Source organism: Ancylobacter sp., assembly GCF_965229075.1.
Classification (GTDB): Bacteria; Pseudomonadota; Alphaproteobacteria; order Rhizobiales; family Xanthobacteraceae; genus Ancylobacter.
The window spans coordinates 3,002,791-3,017,711 of record NZ_CBDDIO010000002.1 but is presented as its reverse complement, the minus strand read 5'-3'; the positions used below and the strand labels follow the sequence as shown (position 1 = coordinate 3,017,711).

Annotated in this window: 14 protein-coding genes; 9 read left to right on the top strand and 5 right to left on the bottom strand. The window is 68.2% G+C overall.

The genetic code is table 11. The features are described 5' to 3' along the window. Window positions 1–53: 53 nt before the first annotated feature. From ACO07Z_RS20225 to ACO07Z_RS20195, 7 genes are all read left to right on the top strand, one after another. A complete protein-coding gene (locus ACO07Z_RS20225; RefSeq protein ID WP_421700348.1) occupies window positions 54–488 on the top strand; it encodes a hypothetical protein in 435 nt (144 codons plus the stop codon). A gap of 115 nt (window positions 489–603) precedes the next feature. Continuing rightward, window positions 604–1,818 (top strand): putative DNA modification/repair radical SAM protein, encoded by a 1,215-nt coding sequence (locus ACO07Z_RS20220; RefSeq protein ID WP_421700347.1) that lies wholly within the window; start codon window positions 604–606, stop codon window positions 1,816–1,818. Between the two features lie 41 nt (window positions 1,819–1,859). After that, window positions 1,860–3,320, top strand: a complete 1,461-nt coding sequence (locus ACO07Z_RS20215) for a UdgX family uracil-DNA binding protein (RefSeq protein WP_421700852.1) — start codon at window positions 1,860–1,862, stop codon at window positions 3,318–3,320. Between the two features lie 55 nt (window positions 3,321–3,375). Beyond that, complete coding sequence (locus ACO07Z_RS20210) at window positions 3,376–3,873, top strand: cupin (RefSeq protein ID WP_421700346.1); 498 nt, start codon at window positions 3,376–3,378, stop codon at window positions 3,871–3,873. A gap of 192 nt (window positions 3,874–4,065) precedes the next feature. Then, on the top strand, window positions 4,066–7,386 hold the full coding sequence (gene carB, locus ACO07Z_RS20205; RefSeq protein ID WP_421700345.1) for a carbamoyl-phosphate synthase large subunit: 3,321 nt from the start codon (window positions 4,066–4,068) through the stop codon (window positions 7,384–7,386). Between the two features lie 146 nt (window positions 7,387–7,532). Continuing rightward, the gene (gene greA / locus ACO07Z_RS20200; protein WP_421700344.1) at window positions 7,533–8,006 is read left to right on the top strand and encodes a transcription elongation factor GreA; all 474 of its coding nucleotides are present in this window, start codon (window positions 7,533–7,535) and stop codon (window positions 8,004–8,006) included. 18 nt (window positions 8,007–8,024) lie between these two features. Beyond that, the gene (locus ACO07Z_RS20195; protein WP_421700343.1) at window positions 8,025–9,101 is read left to right on the top strand and encodes a glycosyltransferase family 4 protein; all 1,077 of its coding nucleotides are present in this window, start codon (window positions 8,025–8,027) and stop codon (window positions 9,099–9,101) included. Here the strand turns inward: ACO07Z_RS20195 and ACO07Z_RS20190 are convergent. The 4 genes from ACO07Z_RS20190 to ACO07Z_RS20175 are packed head-to-tail and all read right to left on the bottom strand — an operon-like array spanning window position 9,074 to window position 12,139. After that, window positions 9,074–10,132 carry an ELM1/GtrOC1 family putative glycosyltransferase gene (locus tag ACO07Z_RS20190; protein ID WP_421700342.1) on the bottom strand — a complete coding sequence of 353 codons (1,059 nt, stop codon included), beginning with the start codon at window positions 10,130–10,132 and terminating at the stop codon, window positions 9,074–9,076. The two genes, ACO07Z_RS20195 and ACO07Z_RS20190, sit on opposite strands and share 28 nt — an antisense overlap. Beyond that, the gene (locus tag ACO07Z_RS20185) at window positions 10,129–10,767 is read right to left on the bottom strand and encodes a methyltransferase domain-containing protein (protein WP_421700341.1); all 639 of its coding nucleotides are present in this window, start codon (window positions 10,765–10,767) and stop codon (window positions 10,129–10,131) included. The genes ACO07Z_RS20190 and ACO07Z_RS20185 overlap by 4 nt, the downstream gene beginning before the upstream one ends. Before the next feature lie 2 nt (window positions 10,768–10,769). Further along, entirely contained in the window at window positions 10,770–11,666 is an 897-nt protein-coding gene (locus tag ACO07Z_RS20180) for a glycosyltransferase family 8 protein (RefSeq protein ID WP_421700340.1), read from the bottom strand. Beyond that, the gene (locus ACO07Z_RS20175) at window positions 11,663–12,139 is read right to left on the bottom strand and encodes an Lrp/AsnC family transcriptional regulator (protein WP_244375821.1); all 477 of its coding nucleotides are present in this window, start codon (window positions 12,137–12,139) and stop codon (window positions 11,663–11,665) included. The genes ACO07Z_RS20180 and ACO07Z_RS20175 overlap by 4 nt, the downstream gene beginning before the upstream one ends. Window positions 12,140–12,404: 265 nt before the next feature. On the opposite strand from ACO07Z_RS20175, the gene trxB reads away from it, so the two are divergent. Both trxB and ACO07Z_RS20165 read left to right on the top strand, forming a co-directional pair. Beyond that, entirely contained in the window at window positions 12,405–13,382 is a 978-nt protein-coding gene (gene trxB / locus ACO07Z_RS20170; RefSeq protein ID WP_421700339.1) for a thioredoxin-disulfide reductase, read from the top strand. A 47-nt stretch (window positions 13,383–13,429) separates the two neighbouring features. Then, entirely contained in the window at window positions 13,430–14,329 is a 900-nt protein-coding gene (locus tag ACO07Z_RS20165; protein WP_162841762.1) for a LysR family transcriptional regulator, read from the top strand. Between the two features lie 16 nt (window positions 14,330–14,345). Here ACO07Z_RS20165 and ACO07Z_RS20160 read toward each other — a convergent pair whose 3' ends face one another. Continuing rightward, window positions 14,346–14,861, bottom strand: a complete 516-nt coding sequence (locus ACO07Z_RS20160; RefSeq protein WP_421700338.1) for a DUF2380 domain-containing protein — start codon at window positions 14,859–14,861, stop codon at window positions 14,346–14,348. Between the last annotated feature and the right edge of the window lie 60 nt (window positions 14,862–14,921).

The following is a 14,921-nucleotide window of genomic DNA, read 5'->3' as shown; positions in this document are numbered from 1 at the left end:
GCGCGCGGCCATATGGCGACGCGCCAAAGGGCCGCCGCGTTCGGGAGCCCGCCATGAAGACCGCCCTCCTCATCGCCTCGCTCAGCCTTTCCGTCCTCGCGATGGGCGTCGCCCGCGCCGACAGCCCGCCCGACCTCACCGGCACCTGGCAGCTCGCCGACGAGGACTTCGCCGCCGCCCGCGTCGGCACCAGCAACAAATATTTCGACGACCTCCCCAAGCCGACTTTCGGCACGCCCGCCCAGGCCTTCGTCTACAGCATCGACGCGCAGGAAGGCCGCGCCTTCCATGGTCGCGCCACCGGGCCGCAGGGCAAGAGCGAAGCGCTTGTCGGCGTCATCCGCTTCGATAACCGCGAAATCCTGATGTCCGGCGACAGCGGGACAGTGCAAGGCCGCCTTGTCGACGACAAGCTCGAACTGTGCTGGGTCGACGCGCTGCCGACCTGGAACGCGGTGTCCTGCGGTCTGTTCAAAAAGGCGAAGTGAGCCCGCTCCCCCAAGCGCGCCGCCCCGTTCCGGCGGGGCGGAACAGCCGACGGTATTTCTGGTGGGTTGAACCGATCAAACAGGGAACATAAAGTGAACGTGGGAGGAATTCCACGTGGATGATACTCTGAGGACCAAGCTCGGCATCCTCGCCGACGCCGCGAAATACGATGCCTCCTGCGCCTCTTCCGGCGCGCGCGGGCGCAAGGCGGAGAAGGACGGCGTCGGCTCGACCACCGGCATGGGCATCTGCCATTCCTACACGCCGGACGGGCGCTGCGTGTCGCTGCTGAAGATCCTTCTGACCAATTACTGCCTGTTCGACTGCGCCTATTGCATCAACCGGCGCTCTTCCAATGTGCGGCGGGCGCGGTTCAGCGTCGAGGAAGTGGTGGCGATCACGCTCGGCTTCTACAAGCGCAATTACATTGAGGGCCTGTTCCTCTCCTCCGGCATCATCCGCTCGCCCGATTACACGATGGAGCAGATGATGCTCGTCGCCCGGCGGCTGCGGCAGGAGCATGGCTTCGCCGGCTATATCCATCTCAAGGCCATTCCCGAGGCCAGCCCCTGGCTGGTGGAGCAGGCCGGGCTGTGGGCGGACCGGCTCTCGGTGAATGTCGAACTCGCCTCCGACATCAGCCTGAAGACGCTGGCACCGGAAAAGGACGCGCCCGGCATCAAGGCGACGATGGGCCAGATGCACGAGCGCATCACCGAGGCGCGCGCGGAAAAGCGCCGCTTCGCCCCCGCCGGCCAGAGCACGCAGATGATCGTCGGCGCCGACGCCACCACCGACGCGGCGGTGCTGAAGACCAGCGCCGGCCTCTATGGCGGCTATGGCCTAAAGCGCGTCTACTACTCCGCCTTCAGCCCCATTCCCGAGGCCAGCCGCGTGCTCCCGGTGAAGGCCGCGCCTCTGGTCCGCGAGCACCGGCTCTATCAGGCGGACTGGCTGCTGCGCTTCTACGGTTTCTCCGTCGACGAGATCGCCGCGGGCGGTGCGGGCGGCATGCTCGACCTCGACATCGACCCCAAACTCGCCTGGGCGCTCAAACACCGCGAGCAGTTTCCGGTGGATGTGAACGCCGCCGACCGCGAGGCGCTGCTGCGCGTGCCCGGTCTTGGCGCCCGGGCGGTGGACCGCATCCTGCGCGCACGGCGCCAGACAAGGCTGACGCTCGACGACATCGCGCGCGTCAGTACCGGCGTGAAGCGGGCGCGTGCCTTCCTCATCACCGCCGACCATCACCCGCTCAAGCTCACCGACCGCGCCGATCTGCGCGCCCGCCTCGCCCCGCCGGCGCGCCAGCTGGAGTTGTTCGCGTGAGCGCGGCGGCGGCGCGCGGTACGCCGGGCGACATCCGCGAAATGGTGCTGCGCTTCGGCGCCGACCGCGCCGGATTCCGCGCCGCCGTCCGGGCGCTGGTGGCGGCGCAGCTGCCGCCGGCGCACGTGGTGTGGCGGATGGCGGGGCCGGGCGAGCCGGCCATGGAGGGCGGCGGCGCCGACCTGTTCGGCACTCCTGGGCCGGGGATCGCGCCAGCCGAGGCGGCAGGGATGGTGGCCGACGGGGCGCCGGCCCTCTCCCTGCCGCGCGCCGTCGCGACGCTGGCCGATCTCGTGCTCTGCCACCGCGATCCCGCGCGCTTCGCCCTGCTCTGCACCCTGATCTGGCGCGTGACGCAGGGCGAGCGGCAGCTGGCCGACAACCCCGCCGACCCGCTGGTGCATCGTCTTGGGCGGATGGCGAAGGCGGTGCGCCGCGACATTCACAAGATGCACGCCTTCGTGCGCTTCAAGGCGCTGGGCACGGAGAACGGGCGCGAGCGTTTCGTCGCCTGGTTCGAGCCGGAGCATTTCATTCTGGAGGCCGCCGCGCCGTTCTTCCGCACCCGCTTTCCCGCCATGGACTGGGCGATTCTCACGCCGCACGGCACGGTGGGCTGGAAGGATCACACTCTTGCCTTCGGCCCGCCCGCAAGCCGGCCCACCTTGCCGGAGGGCGACGGCTTCGAGGAAGGCTGGCTCGCCTATTACGCCAGCGCCTTCAACCCGGCCCGCGCCAACCCGTCGATGATGAGGACCGAGATGCCAAAGAAATATTGGCCGAACCTCCCCGAGGCCCGCCTCATTCCCGGCCTGCTCGAAGGCGCCCCCGCCCGCGTGGCCGAGATGCTGGCGCGCCAAGCCGCCGCGCCGCGCAAGCGCGACCCGCAAAAGGCGGTGGCGGCGATGGCGCAGCAGGCGCCAAGCAGCCTTGAGGAATTGAACGCCCTCATCGCCGCCTCGCCCGCTTTCGTCGCCGGCGGCACCCGTGCCGTGCTCGGCGAGGGACCGCCTCACCCCCGGCTCGCCTTGGTGGGCGAGCAGCCGGGCGACCAGGAAGACGAGGAAGGGCGCCCCTTTGTCGGGCCGGCGGGGCAGCTGCTGATGAAGGCCATGGCCGAGGCCGGGCTAAGCCGCGAGGCGGTCTATCTCACCAATGCGGTGAAGCACTTCAAATTCGTGCCACGCGGCACGCGCCGCCTGCACCAGAAGCCGACCGCCGGCGAGGTGAAGCACTATCGCTGGTGGCTGGAAAAGGAGCTGGATTTCGTTCGCCCGCGCCTCGTCGTCGCGCTCGGCGGCACGGCGGCGCTGGCGCTGACCGGCAAGGCGCTGGCGGTGACGCGCGAGCGCGGCCCTCACCGCTTGGGCGTGCATGAAGGCTATCTCACCTTCCATCCCTCCTATCTGCTGCGCCTGCCGGAGGAGGCCGCGCGCCGCGAGGCGTATTCCGCCTTCGTCGCCGATCTCACGGCGGCAAAGGCGCTGGCGGAGGCGGCGTGAGCGGGGAACCGGGCGGCGCGGCAGGCGGTTGAGCCTGGCTACACCGGAGAATGCCATGACCGTCCCCGAAGCCCGCCTGTTCCCGCCTTCCGGCGGCGTGCCGAACAACCCGACGCTTCCGGTCCTGATCTACCGCGCCGCCCTGCCCGCCAATGCCGACGAGATCGAGCGGCGCCTCACCGCCCATGGCTGGGACTGCCGCTGGCGGGACGGCGTGTTCGACTTCCACCACTTTCATTCCACAGCGCATGAGACGCTGGCCCTCGCCCACGGCTCATCGCGTCTTCTCATCGGCGGCGAAGGCGGGGCGGAACTGCAGCTGGCGGCCGGCGATGTGCTGGTGCTGCCCGCCGGCACCGGCCATAAGCGGATGTCCGCCAGCCCCGATCTCGTCATCGTCGGCGCCTACCCGCCGGGGCAGGATTACGCGATCGAAAAGCCCGACGCCGCCACGCTCGGCCGCGCGCGCGAGGCTGTTGCGCAGGTGCCCCTGCCGGCCAGCGATCCGGTCGACGGGGCGCAAGGTGCGCTGACCCGTCTGTGGAAGGGATGAGTGCTGCGCGCGGCGCGCAGGGCTACCTCCCGACTCAACTCTTCCCCCCCGAGGGAATCTGGTTTAAGGGAAGCCCCCAATTGCGGGGCGTGACCTCGCCCAGAAAGTTCAATCCGGGTCCGCCCAAGGACGCGTCGCACAACGCGTCCTTTTTCGTGCGCCCGGACCAATGCGCGAGCCGCACGGGATCCGATGCCGAAACGCACAGATATCTCCACCATCCTCATCATCGGCGCCGGCCCCATTGTCATCGGGCAGGCCTGCGAGTTCGATTACTCCGGCACCCAGGCGTGCAAGACGCTGAAAGCCGAGGGCTATCGCGTCGTCCTGGTCAATTCCAATCCGGCGACGATCATGACGGACCCGGACCTGGCCGACGCCACCTATATCGAGCCGATCACCCCGGAGATCGTCGCTAAGATCATCGCCAAGGAACGCCACGCGATCCCCGGCGGCTTCGCCCTGCTGCCGACCATGGGCGGCCAGACCGCGCTGAACTGCGCGCTGTCGCTGCGCAAGATGGGCGTGCTCGACGAATATGATGTCGAGATGATCGGCGCCACCGCCGAGGCCATCGACAAGGCCGAGGATCGCGAGCTGTTCCGCGACGCGATGACCAAGATCGGTCTCGACACGCCGCGCTCGCGCCAGATCAAGACCCTCCCGCAGGCGCTGGAAGCGCTGGAAGAGGTCGGCCTGCCCGCCATCATCCGCCCCTCCTTCACCATGGGCGGGCTCGGCGGCGGCATCGCCTACAACAAGTCGGAATATATCGAGATCATCGAGCGCGGCATCGACGCCTCCCCCACCAATGAGGTGCTGGTGGAAGAGAGCGTGCTGGGCTGGAAGGAGTATGAGATGGAGGTCGTCCGCGACAAGGCGGACAACTGCATCATCGTCTGCTCCATCGAGAATATCGACCCGATGGGCGTCCATACCGGCGATTCCATCACCGTCGCCCCGGCGCTGACGCTGACCGACAAGGAATATCAGCGCATGCGCGACGCCTCGCTCGCCGTGCTGCGCGAGATCGGCGTCGAGACCGGCGGCTCCAACGTCCAGTTCGCGATCGATCCGGAAACCGGCCGGATGATCGTCATCGAGATGAATCCGCGCGTCTCGCGCTCCTCGGCGCTGGCCTCCAAGGCGACGGGCTTCCCCATCGCCAAGGTCGCCGCGCGTCTTGCCGTCGGCTACACGCTGGACGAGATCGCCAACGACATCACCGGCGGCGCCACCCCGGCCTCGTTCGAGCCGACCATCGACTACGTCGTCACCAAGATTCCGCGCTTCGCCTTCGAGAAGTTCCCCGGCGCCGAGCCGACCCTGACCACCTCGATGAAGTCGGTCGGCGAGGCGATGGCGATCGGCCGCACCTTCCAGGAATCGCTGCAGAAGGCGCTGCGCTCGCTGGAAACCGGCCTCACCGGGCTCGACGAGATCGAGATCGAGGGCCTCGGACTCGGCGACGACAAGAACGCCGTGCGCGCCGCGCTCGGCACCCCGACTCCGGACCGGCTGCTGAAGGTGGCGCAGGCCATGCGCCTCGGCCTCGACGACGCCGCCATCCATGCCGGCTGCAAGATCGACCCGTGGTTCCTCGAACAGATCCGCGAGATCGTCGACACGGAAGCCAAGGTGCGCGCGCACGGGCTGCCGACGACGGCGGGCGCCTTCCGCCGGCTCAAGGCCATGGGCTTCTCGGATTCGCGCCTCGCCGGTCTTGCCCGCCTCACCGAGGCGGAGGTCGCCGCCCGCCGCCGCGCGCTCGATGTGCGCCCGGTCTATAAGCGCATCGACACCTGCGCGGCCGAGTTCGCCGCGCCCACCGCCTATATGTACTCGTCCTACGAGATGCCCTTCGCCGGCGTCCCGGCCGATGAGTCGCGGCCCTCGAACGCCAAGAAGGTCGCCATTCTCGGCGGCGGGCCGAACCGCATCGGCCAGGGCATCGAGTTCGACTATTGTTGCTGCCACGCCGCCTTCGCGCTGAAGGATGCGGGCTATGAGACCATCATGGTCAACTGCAACCCGGAGACCGTGTCGACCGATTACGACACCTCCGACCGGCTCTATTTCGAGCCGCTGACCGCGGAAGACGTGATCGAGATCCTGGAGCGCGAGCGCTCCGCCGGTACGCTGCACGGCGTCATCGTGCAGTTCGGCGGCCAGACCCCGCTCAAGCTCGCCCGCGCGCTGGAAGAGGCGGAAATCCCGATCCTCGGCACCTCGCCGGACGCGATCGACCTCGCCGAGGACCGCGACCGCTTCAAGAGCCTGCTCGACAAGCTGAAGCTGCGCCAGCCGGCCAACGGCATCGCCTATTCCGTGGAGCAGGCCCGGCTGGTGACGGCCGAGCTCGGCTATCCCCTCGTCGTGCGCCCCTCCTATGTGCTGGGCGGGCGGGCGATGCAGATCATCCACGAGGAGAGCCAGCTCGGCGACTACCTCCTGGAGACGCTGCCGGGGCTGGTGCCGAACGACATCAAGGCGCGCTACCCCAACGACAAGACCGGGCAGATCAACACGCTGCTGGGCAAGAACCCGCTGCTGTTCGACCGCTACCTCTCCGACGCCATCGAGGTGGATGTCGACTGCCTGGCCGATGGCCGCGACACCTTCATCTGCGGCATCATGGAGCATATCGAGGAAGCCGGCATCCATTCCGGCGACTCGGCCTGCTCGCTGCCGCCCTATTCGCTCAGCCCAGAGATGATCGCCGAGCTGGAGGCACAGACCCGCAAGATGGCGCTGGCGCTTGAGGTCGGCGGCCTGATGAACGTTCAGTACGCCATCAAGGACGGCAAGATCTTCGTGCTGGAGGTCAATCCGCGCGCCTCCCGCACCGTGCCTTTCGTCGCCAAGGTGGTGGGTCAGCCCATCGCCAAGATCGCGGCCCGCGTCATGGCCGGCGAGGCGCTCGCCTCCTTCGGGCTCACGCCCTTCGCCGGCGACCATGTGGCGGTGAAGGAGGCGGTGTTCCCCTTCGCCCGCTTCCCCGGCGTCGACACGGTGCTCGGCCCGGAAATGCGCTCTACCGGCGAGGTGATGGGGCTCGACCGCTCCTTCGCCGTCGCCTTCGCCAAAAGCCAGCTCGGCGGCGGCACCAAGGTGCCGACCTCGGGCACGGTGTTCATCTCCGTGCGCGAGGCGGACAAGGCGCGCATCCTCGATACGGCGCGGCTTCTTGTCTCGCTCGGCTTCAAGGTGATCGCGACATCTGGCACCCAGCGCTTCCTGGCGGAAAACGGCGTGCCCAGCACCAAGATCAACAAGGTGCTGGAAGGACGGCCGCATATCGTCGATTCCATCAAGAATGGCGGGGTGCAGCTCGTCTTCAACACGACCGAGGGCGCGCAGGCGCTCGCGGACTCGCGTTCGCTGCGCCGCGCGGCCCTCTTGCATAAAGTGCCGTACTACACCACGCTATCGGGAGCGATCGCGGCGGCGCGCGGAATCAAGGCCTATATTGGCGGCGATCTGGAAGTGCGCGCCCTGCAGGACTACTTCTAACCCGGACCGGGCCTGATGGCGCCTCGCGGCGCCTCGGGTTCACGGCAGACCGGACCAAGCCCGCGCGGGCGTTTCATTGAGGCAGATGGCCCCGATGGAACACCCGCGGGGGCTTCCTTTGCTTTTGGGAGGTCAAGAACAGACCAATGGACAAGATTCCGATGACCGCCGGCGGCCATGCCGCACTGGAAGACGAACTCAAGCGCCGCCAGCAGGTGGATCGTCCCCGCATCATCGAGGCGATCTCGGAAGCGCGCGCCCATGGCGACCTGTCTGAGAATGCGGAGTACCACGCCGCCAAGGAGCAGCAGGCGCTCAATGAGGGCCGCATCGCCGAGCTTGAAGACAAGCTGTCGCGCGCCGAGATCATCGATGTCGCCAAGCTCACCGGCGACACGGTGATGTTCGGCGCCACCGTCAAGCTCATCGACGAGGACACCGAGGAAGAGCGCGTGTGGCAGATCGTCGGCGACATGGAAGCCGACGCCAAGGCCGGGCGTATTTCCATTTCCTCGCCTATGGCCCGCGCGCTGATCGGCAAGAAGCTCGGCACGTCGGTGGAAGTGGTGACGCCCAAGGGCGCGCGCTCCTACGAGATCGCCGCCGTCCGCTTCGCCTGATCGCGGACAAGGCCTGACATGACGGAGAAGGCGGCGATCGAACCGGCACGGCTCGAAGTCGTGGCGCCGAATTTCAAGCGCCGCCTCTCCGGTGTCACCTCCACCCTGGAGCGCGTCCTGCCCTATCAGGCGCGCGAGGTCGGCATCGCCGCCTTCGGCTCGGGCCTCGCGGCGCATGTGCCGCGCATCGGCCTCGGCATGTTCCGCCATTTCTGGGGCCGTCCGGCGCGCCGGCCCTGCCGCATCTGGCACGCCCGCCGCAATGTCGAAATGCTCGGCGGCGTGGTGCTGCGCGATGTGCTGCGGATGCGGCTGGCGCTGGTTTTCACCTCCGCCTCGCAGCGCCGGCACACGCGCTGGAGCCGCTTCCTGATCGCCCGCATGGACGCGGTGATCTCGACGTCGGCCAAGACTGCCGACTATCTCAAGCGGCCCTCGACCGTCATCCACCATGGCATCGACATGGGCAGCTTCGCCCCCGTGCCTGACAAGGCGGCGGCAAGGCGCGCCGTGGGCCTGCCCGAGAACCTCAAGATGATCGGCTGCTTCGGCCGCATCCGCGCGCAGAAGGGCACCGACGTGTTCGTCGACGCGCTGATCCGCGTGCTGCCCGACCATCCGGGCTGGGGCGGCGTGGTGCTGGGGCGGGCGACGGGGGCGCATACCGCCTTTTTCGCCGAGCAGCGGGCCAAGGTGGAAAAGGCTGGCCTTTCCGACCGCATCCTCTTCCCCGGCGAGGTCGCCACCTCGGACATCGCCCGCTGGTACCGCGCGCTCGACCTCTATGTCGCGCCCCAGCGCTGGGAGGGTTTTGGCGTCACCCCGCTGGAGGCGATGGCCTGCGCCGTGCCGGTTGTCGCCACCCGCGTCGGCGCTTTCGAGGAACTGGTGGTGGAAGGCCGCACCGGCGCTATCATCCCGCCCGGCGATGTCGCCGCCATGGCTGATGCGGTAAGCGCCTTCGTGCAGCGGGACGACACCAGCCGCGCAGAGATGGCCGAAGCCTCCCGCCGCCATGTCGTCGATAACCACTCGATCGAGACCGAGGCGCGGCGGATCAATGCCGTCTATGACGAGGTGTGGTCGCGGTTCTGAGCCAGCCCGAGCACCGGGGCGATGATCGCGGCGATCGCGCCGCGCACATCGAGCGTCGGCCGTTCCAGCGAGACCAGCGTGCGGGCGAACTGGTCCGCACTCACCGTGCCGAGCGGCAGGATGGCGAGGCTCGGCGCGAAGGACGGCGCCGCCCAGCTCTTCGCCGCCCAGGCGGAAATCGCCTCGCTGGCATAGCCGTCATGCACCTTGGCCGAGCGCAGGCCGATCACCGGCCGCTGCGCCGTGAGCCCTTCCACCAGCATGCTCATCGAATCTTCCGTCACCGCCACCGCATCGGCGCCGAACAGCGCCCGTACCGAGCCCGGCCCGGCGGTGCGGTAGTCGATGAACTCGGCGAGCACGCCCTCCCCCGCCAGTGCCGCGAGGCGCGCGCCGACCGCGTCCGGCGTGCGGCGGGAAGTAGTCACCCGCCAGCGCACGCCATGCTCGCGCGCCACATCGCGCACCAGCCGCAGCAGCGCGTCCCACTCACCCTCGGGCCATTCCTTGCGATAGGCGGTGCCGCCGACCAGCAGCGCGATCTCCGCGCCCTTCAGGTCGGCCAGCGTCGAAAGCCGGCGCGGCGCCGCGTAGTCGGCGGGATCGACGATGGAGGGGATCGGCGCCCAGGCGGAACGCGGATTGCCGGCAGCGCGCGGCGAGGCGACGATCATCAGGCTGACCTCGCGCGTGTCATAGCCGCCAATGCCGCCGGAATAGACGAAGGGCACGCCGCCGAAGAACCGGCTCAGCAGAATGCCGGCGGCGATGGTCGGCCGGCCGGAACCGACGATCACATCCGGCTTTTTCAGCGTCGACGCTTCAATGGCATACATGGAGCGCAGCCATGTGCCGGCGTCGCGGCCATAGCGGCGCATGACGAATTTGCGCACATCGTCATGCGCGAACCAGGTGGGGCGGATGTCGAGCCGCGCCACCTCGGTGGGCGCGAGCCGCCCGATGGCCAGCGCGACGCCTTCCGCCTGGTTGAAATGCCCCGGCTTCTTGTCGCGCAGGACCAGCAGCTTCACCGGGCGCCCCCGCGCGGCTTGGTGCCGAACAGCTTGCGATGCGCGGTGCGCGTCAGCTTCTGCGTGCGGTAGATCACCCGCTCGCGCGCCCGCACGGCGAGGCCGGTGAGCCCCCTCACCTCGCCGTCCCAGGTCTTGAAGGCGATACGGGCGCGGCGATGGATCGGCATTTCGCGGATGGTGGGGAAATGCGGCTTCAGCCGCGCCAGCCACCACGCCGCGCCGTGCTGCGACACATGGGCGTTGCGCCCGTCGGACAGCAGCATCTTGGCCGGGCCGGTGTCGATGACGAACAGGGCCTGCGTCGCGGTCGCGGCGATGGAGGCCAGCACGGCGTCGATTTCCTCGTCCGGAATGTGCTCCATCACATCGACATTCACCGCCAGTTCCACCCGCTTGTTCGGCAGGGTGGAAATGGCGGGAATGGCGGGGTCGTAGCGGTGGATCTCGCCGATCCCCGCCTTAGCGGCGATGAGGAAGGCGAGTTTGCTCTGCCCGCAGCCGAAATCGATCAGCGAGGCGGGCTTCAGCGCCATGATGTGCGGGAGCATATCTGCCAGCGCATGCCGCGCCGTCGCGCCGTAGCGGTGGCGGGCATGGAGCTTCGCATATTCGTCGACGAGGCTGTGTGCCATCCCTAGGCTCCGAAAAGGCGACGCTTGAGCTTGCCGAAGAACCGCCGCAGCTTGCGCGCGCGCTTCTCCACCTTGCGGCCGAGCTTGGTCTTCAGCGGCGCATTGGCGAAGGGCGTGCGGGCGCGATAGGCCATGAACAGGTCGCGCCGCGGGTGATTGCAGTCGGTGTAGTTGGGCTTCACCTGGCCGATGAAGTGGACGATGCGGGCGCCTTCCCACACGGCGGGGTCGGCCTTGTAGACGCCCTTCTCCAGCCGGTGGTGCATGTTCCAGTTCTCGTCGAGCGGCAGCCATTCCCCGCGCAGCGCGCCGTTGAGCGCGTCCTGGTCCATCATCGGCAGCGAGGGCCGCGAGGCGATGAATTCGAGCGTGCGCTCGGTCACGCGCTCCCGCCGCCAGGCGTCGAGATCGATCAGCAGCACACCGCTGTTGAAATAGCGCATCTCGTCCGGCAGGCCGATGGCGCGGTTGCGGGTGATGTGGCGCTGCGGCACTAGCCGGGCGACATCGTCCACCGCCGCCACCGCGAAACCCTGCATCGGCAGGGTGGCCAGCGGCGCCAGCGGCGCGGCGATCAGCGTGTCGCAATCGACATAGAGCAGCCGCCCCGTTTCCTCGGCCAGCGTCAGCGGCATGAGGATACGAGCATAGGCGGTGCGCGAGAGGTGGTTGTTCACCGGCCCGGTGGCGAAATGCCGGACCATGTCGTCGTCAATATCGAGGAAATGCAGGTCCGGCCGGCCATAGCTGGCGGCCATCCGCCGCTTGTCCTCGTCCGACACGCGGTCGCAGAACACCCAGACGGCGCTCACCGCGTCGCCGGCCCGGTCGGCGATCGAGGCCAGGAGAACGGCGGTCAGTTCGACATAGGCGGTGTCGGTGGCGGTGGCGACGATCAAGGGACATTCCCTTCCATGGGCACCACCGCGGCGTCCTTCGACTGCTGCAGCGTCAGCGCGGTCTTCACATTGCGCACATTCGGCGCCCCTGTCAGTTCCAGCACGAAGTTCTGGAAGGTCCGCAGGTCCGGCGCGACGCAGAGCAGGATGAAATCGGTCTCGCCGGAGAGCATCCAGCACGCCCGCACCAGCGGCCAGCGCTCGACCTGCGCGGCGAAGGCGGAAAGGTCGGCCTCGGCCTGGCTGATCAGGTGGACCATGGCGAAGGCCATCAGGTCGAAGCCGAGCTTCTTCTCGTCGAGCAGCGCCCGGTAGCCCTTGATGATGCCTTCCTCTTCCAGCGCGCGCACGCGGCGCAGGCAGGGCGGCGCGGAAATGCCGACCCGTTGGGAAAGCTCCACATTGGTGATGCGGCCATCGCCCTGAAGCTCGCGAAGGATGTTCCAGTCAATCGCGTCGATGCGGCGAACCAAGGGGGGTATCTCCGTGTGCGGCGGCCGTTGGCGCGCCCTTGGCCGCGACGCGAATGCCGCCGCCGGCCAGAGCAATTATCTTGCGCGCGAGCCCCGCGCAATCTTCCTTCTGGAAAACTAATGGATAGGAACCGCCTGCCTTGCGGTTGCCAAGGTCAGCTCCTACATTTTCGCATGGCTAACGCAGCGGCCCGTGCACGGCGCTCATGTGTCGGCCGCGTTCCCTGCCGCGCTTTCCCCCTGCCGCAACTTTAGTGAGCCTGCCATGTCGGCCTCTTCCGCCCGCCCGGCCAACCACGTCAAGGTCCTGATCATCGGATCGGGCCCAGCGGGCTATACCGCCGCCGTCTATGCCGCGCGCGCGATGCTGGAGCCGGTGCTGATCCAGGGCATCCAGCCCGGCGGGCAGCTCACCATCACCACCGATGTGGAGAACTATCCCGGCTTCGCCGATCCGATCCAGGGCCCGTGGCTGATGGAGCAGATGCAGGCGCAGGCCGAGAAGATGGGCACCCGCATCGTCAATGATCTGGTGACGCGGCTCGACCTCTCCTCCCGCCCGTTCCGGGCCGAGACCGATTCCGGGGTGTGGATCGCCGAGACCGTCATTCTCGCCACCGGGGCGCAGGCGCGCTGGCTCGATCTCGATTCCGAGCAGGCCTATCGCGGGCACGGTGTTTCCGCCTGCGCCACCTGCGACGGCTTCTTCTATCGCGGCAAGGAAGTGATGGTGATCGGCGGCGGCAACACCGCGGTCGAGGAAGCGCTGTTCCTCACCAACTTCGCCTCCAAGGTCACGGTTGTGCACCGGCGCGACAGCTTCCGCGCCGAGAAGATCCTGCAGGAGCGGCTGTTCGCCCATCCCAAGGTGGAGGTGGTGTGGAACGCCGCCCTGCACGAGGTGAAGGGCGAGCAGGAACCGCCCCACGTCACCGGCGTGGTGCTGAAGGATGTCGTCACCGGCGCGCTGTCCGAGCGCCGGGCCGACGGCGTGTTCATCGCCATCGGCCATGCGCCGGCGACCGATCTGGTGCAGGGCCAGCTGACGCTGAAGCCCAGCGGCTATGTCTGGACGGCCCCGCATTCCACCCAGACCTCGGTGGAAGGCGTGTTCGCCGCCGGCGATGTCGCCGACGACATTTTCCGCCAGGCGGTAACCGCCGCCGGCATGGGCTGCATGGCGGCACTGGAAGCCGAGCGCTTCCTCGCCGCCCGTGAGCCGCTCGCCCAAGCCGCCGAATGAACGAGGGCACCCGTCGGATGGACAACAAGGCCAATCGCGCCCGTGACATGGACTGGGACAAGCTGAAAGTGTTCCACGTCGCGGCTGAAGCGGGTTCGTTCACCCATGCGGGTGAAGCGCTCGGCCTGTCGCAATCGGCGGTGAGCCGGCAGGTCTCGGCGCTGGAACAGGAACTCAACATCCCGCTGTTCCACCGCCATGCGCGCGGGCTGATCCTGACCGAACAAGGCGACCTGCTCTACCGCACCGCGCATGAAGTGTTCATGAAGCTGGAAGCGGCGCGGGCCAAGCTGACGGATTCGCGCGAGAAGCCGAATGGCGAGTTGCGAGTCACCACCACCATGGGCCTCGGCACTCATTGGCTGACCGCCCGCATCGGCGAGTTCCTCGAACTCTATCCCGATATCCGCATCACCCTCATCCTCACCGATGACGAGCTCGACCTCGCCATGCGCGAGGCGGACGTGGCCATTCGTTTGCGCCAGCCGGTGCAGCCGGACCTGATCCAGCGCAAGCTGTTCACCGTGCATTTCCACGCCTTCGCCTCGGCGGAATATCTCAAGCGCAACGGCCATCCGCGCTCGCTCGACGAGCTCGACAAGGACAAGCACCGCATCATCCTGCTCGGCGGGCCGATCCCCTCCTATTTCCAGGGGCTGAACTGGCTGGAACGGGCCGGGCTGGAAGACGACCAGGAAGGCCGCGTGCCCTCGCTGTCGGTCAACAACGTGCTCGGCCTCAAGCGCGCGGTGGAACGCGGCGTCGGCATTGGCATCGTGCCGGATTATCTGCTGGAGGATTCCGCCACGCTGGTGCAGCTCTTCCCCGAGCGGACCACGCCGACGCTGGAAGCCTATTTCGTCTACCCCCAGGAAATGCGCTCGGTGGCGCGCATCCAGGTGTTCCGCGACTTCCTGGTCGCCAAGGCGCAGCGCTGGAGCTTCTGAGCGCGCCCTGCCGTCCTCACGCCGGCGGCAGGGCCTGTGCCACCTCGCGGGCGACATAGTCGCCGGCATGCTGCCAGCCCGCGTCATTGTCGCCGCGAAAGCTGAGCAGCCGCTCGAACAGCAGCTTGCCGGTCGCGGTGTCGAGCACCGCCACCCGCATCGACAGCACCAGCGTGCTCATCTTGTGCACGCTGCCCACCAGCAGAAACCGCGCGCCTTCCGCCTTCGCCCGCTGGCGCAGCGCCTCCACCCCCTCCGCATCGAGCCGGCAGGCCCCGTCGCAGCCAAGCGGCAGGCTCTGCAGCTTGCCATCCTGTCCGATGCCGCCGCGCACCTCCTGCGTCAGCGCGATCCGCCGCGTCTCATGCGCGGCGCGCTGGTCGGCGGGCTCGCCGGACGAATCGGTGAAGCCGATATCGGCCACCGCCACCAGTTCCGGCGCCGCGGCGCGGGAAGCCGGCGCGGCGCACAAAACGACGGCGAGCGATAAAAGGGCGACCGGCAGAATCGGCGCACGACGGGAAACCAGCATGGCGCTCCTCCCTGAAACATCCCGCTCTGCGGCGGATGGGGCGGAAATATACGCGGCTCC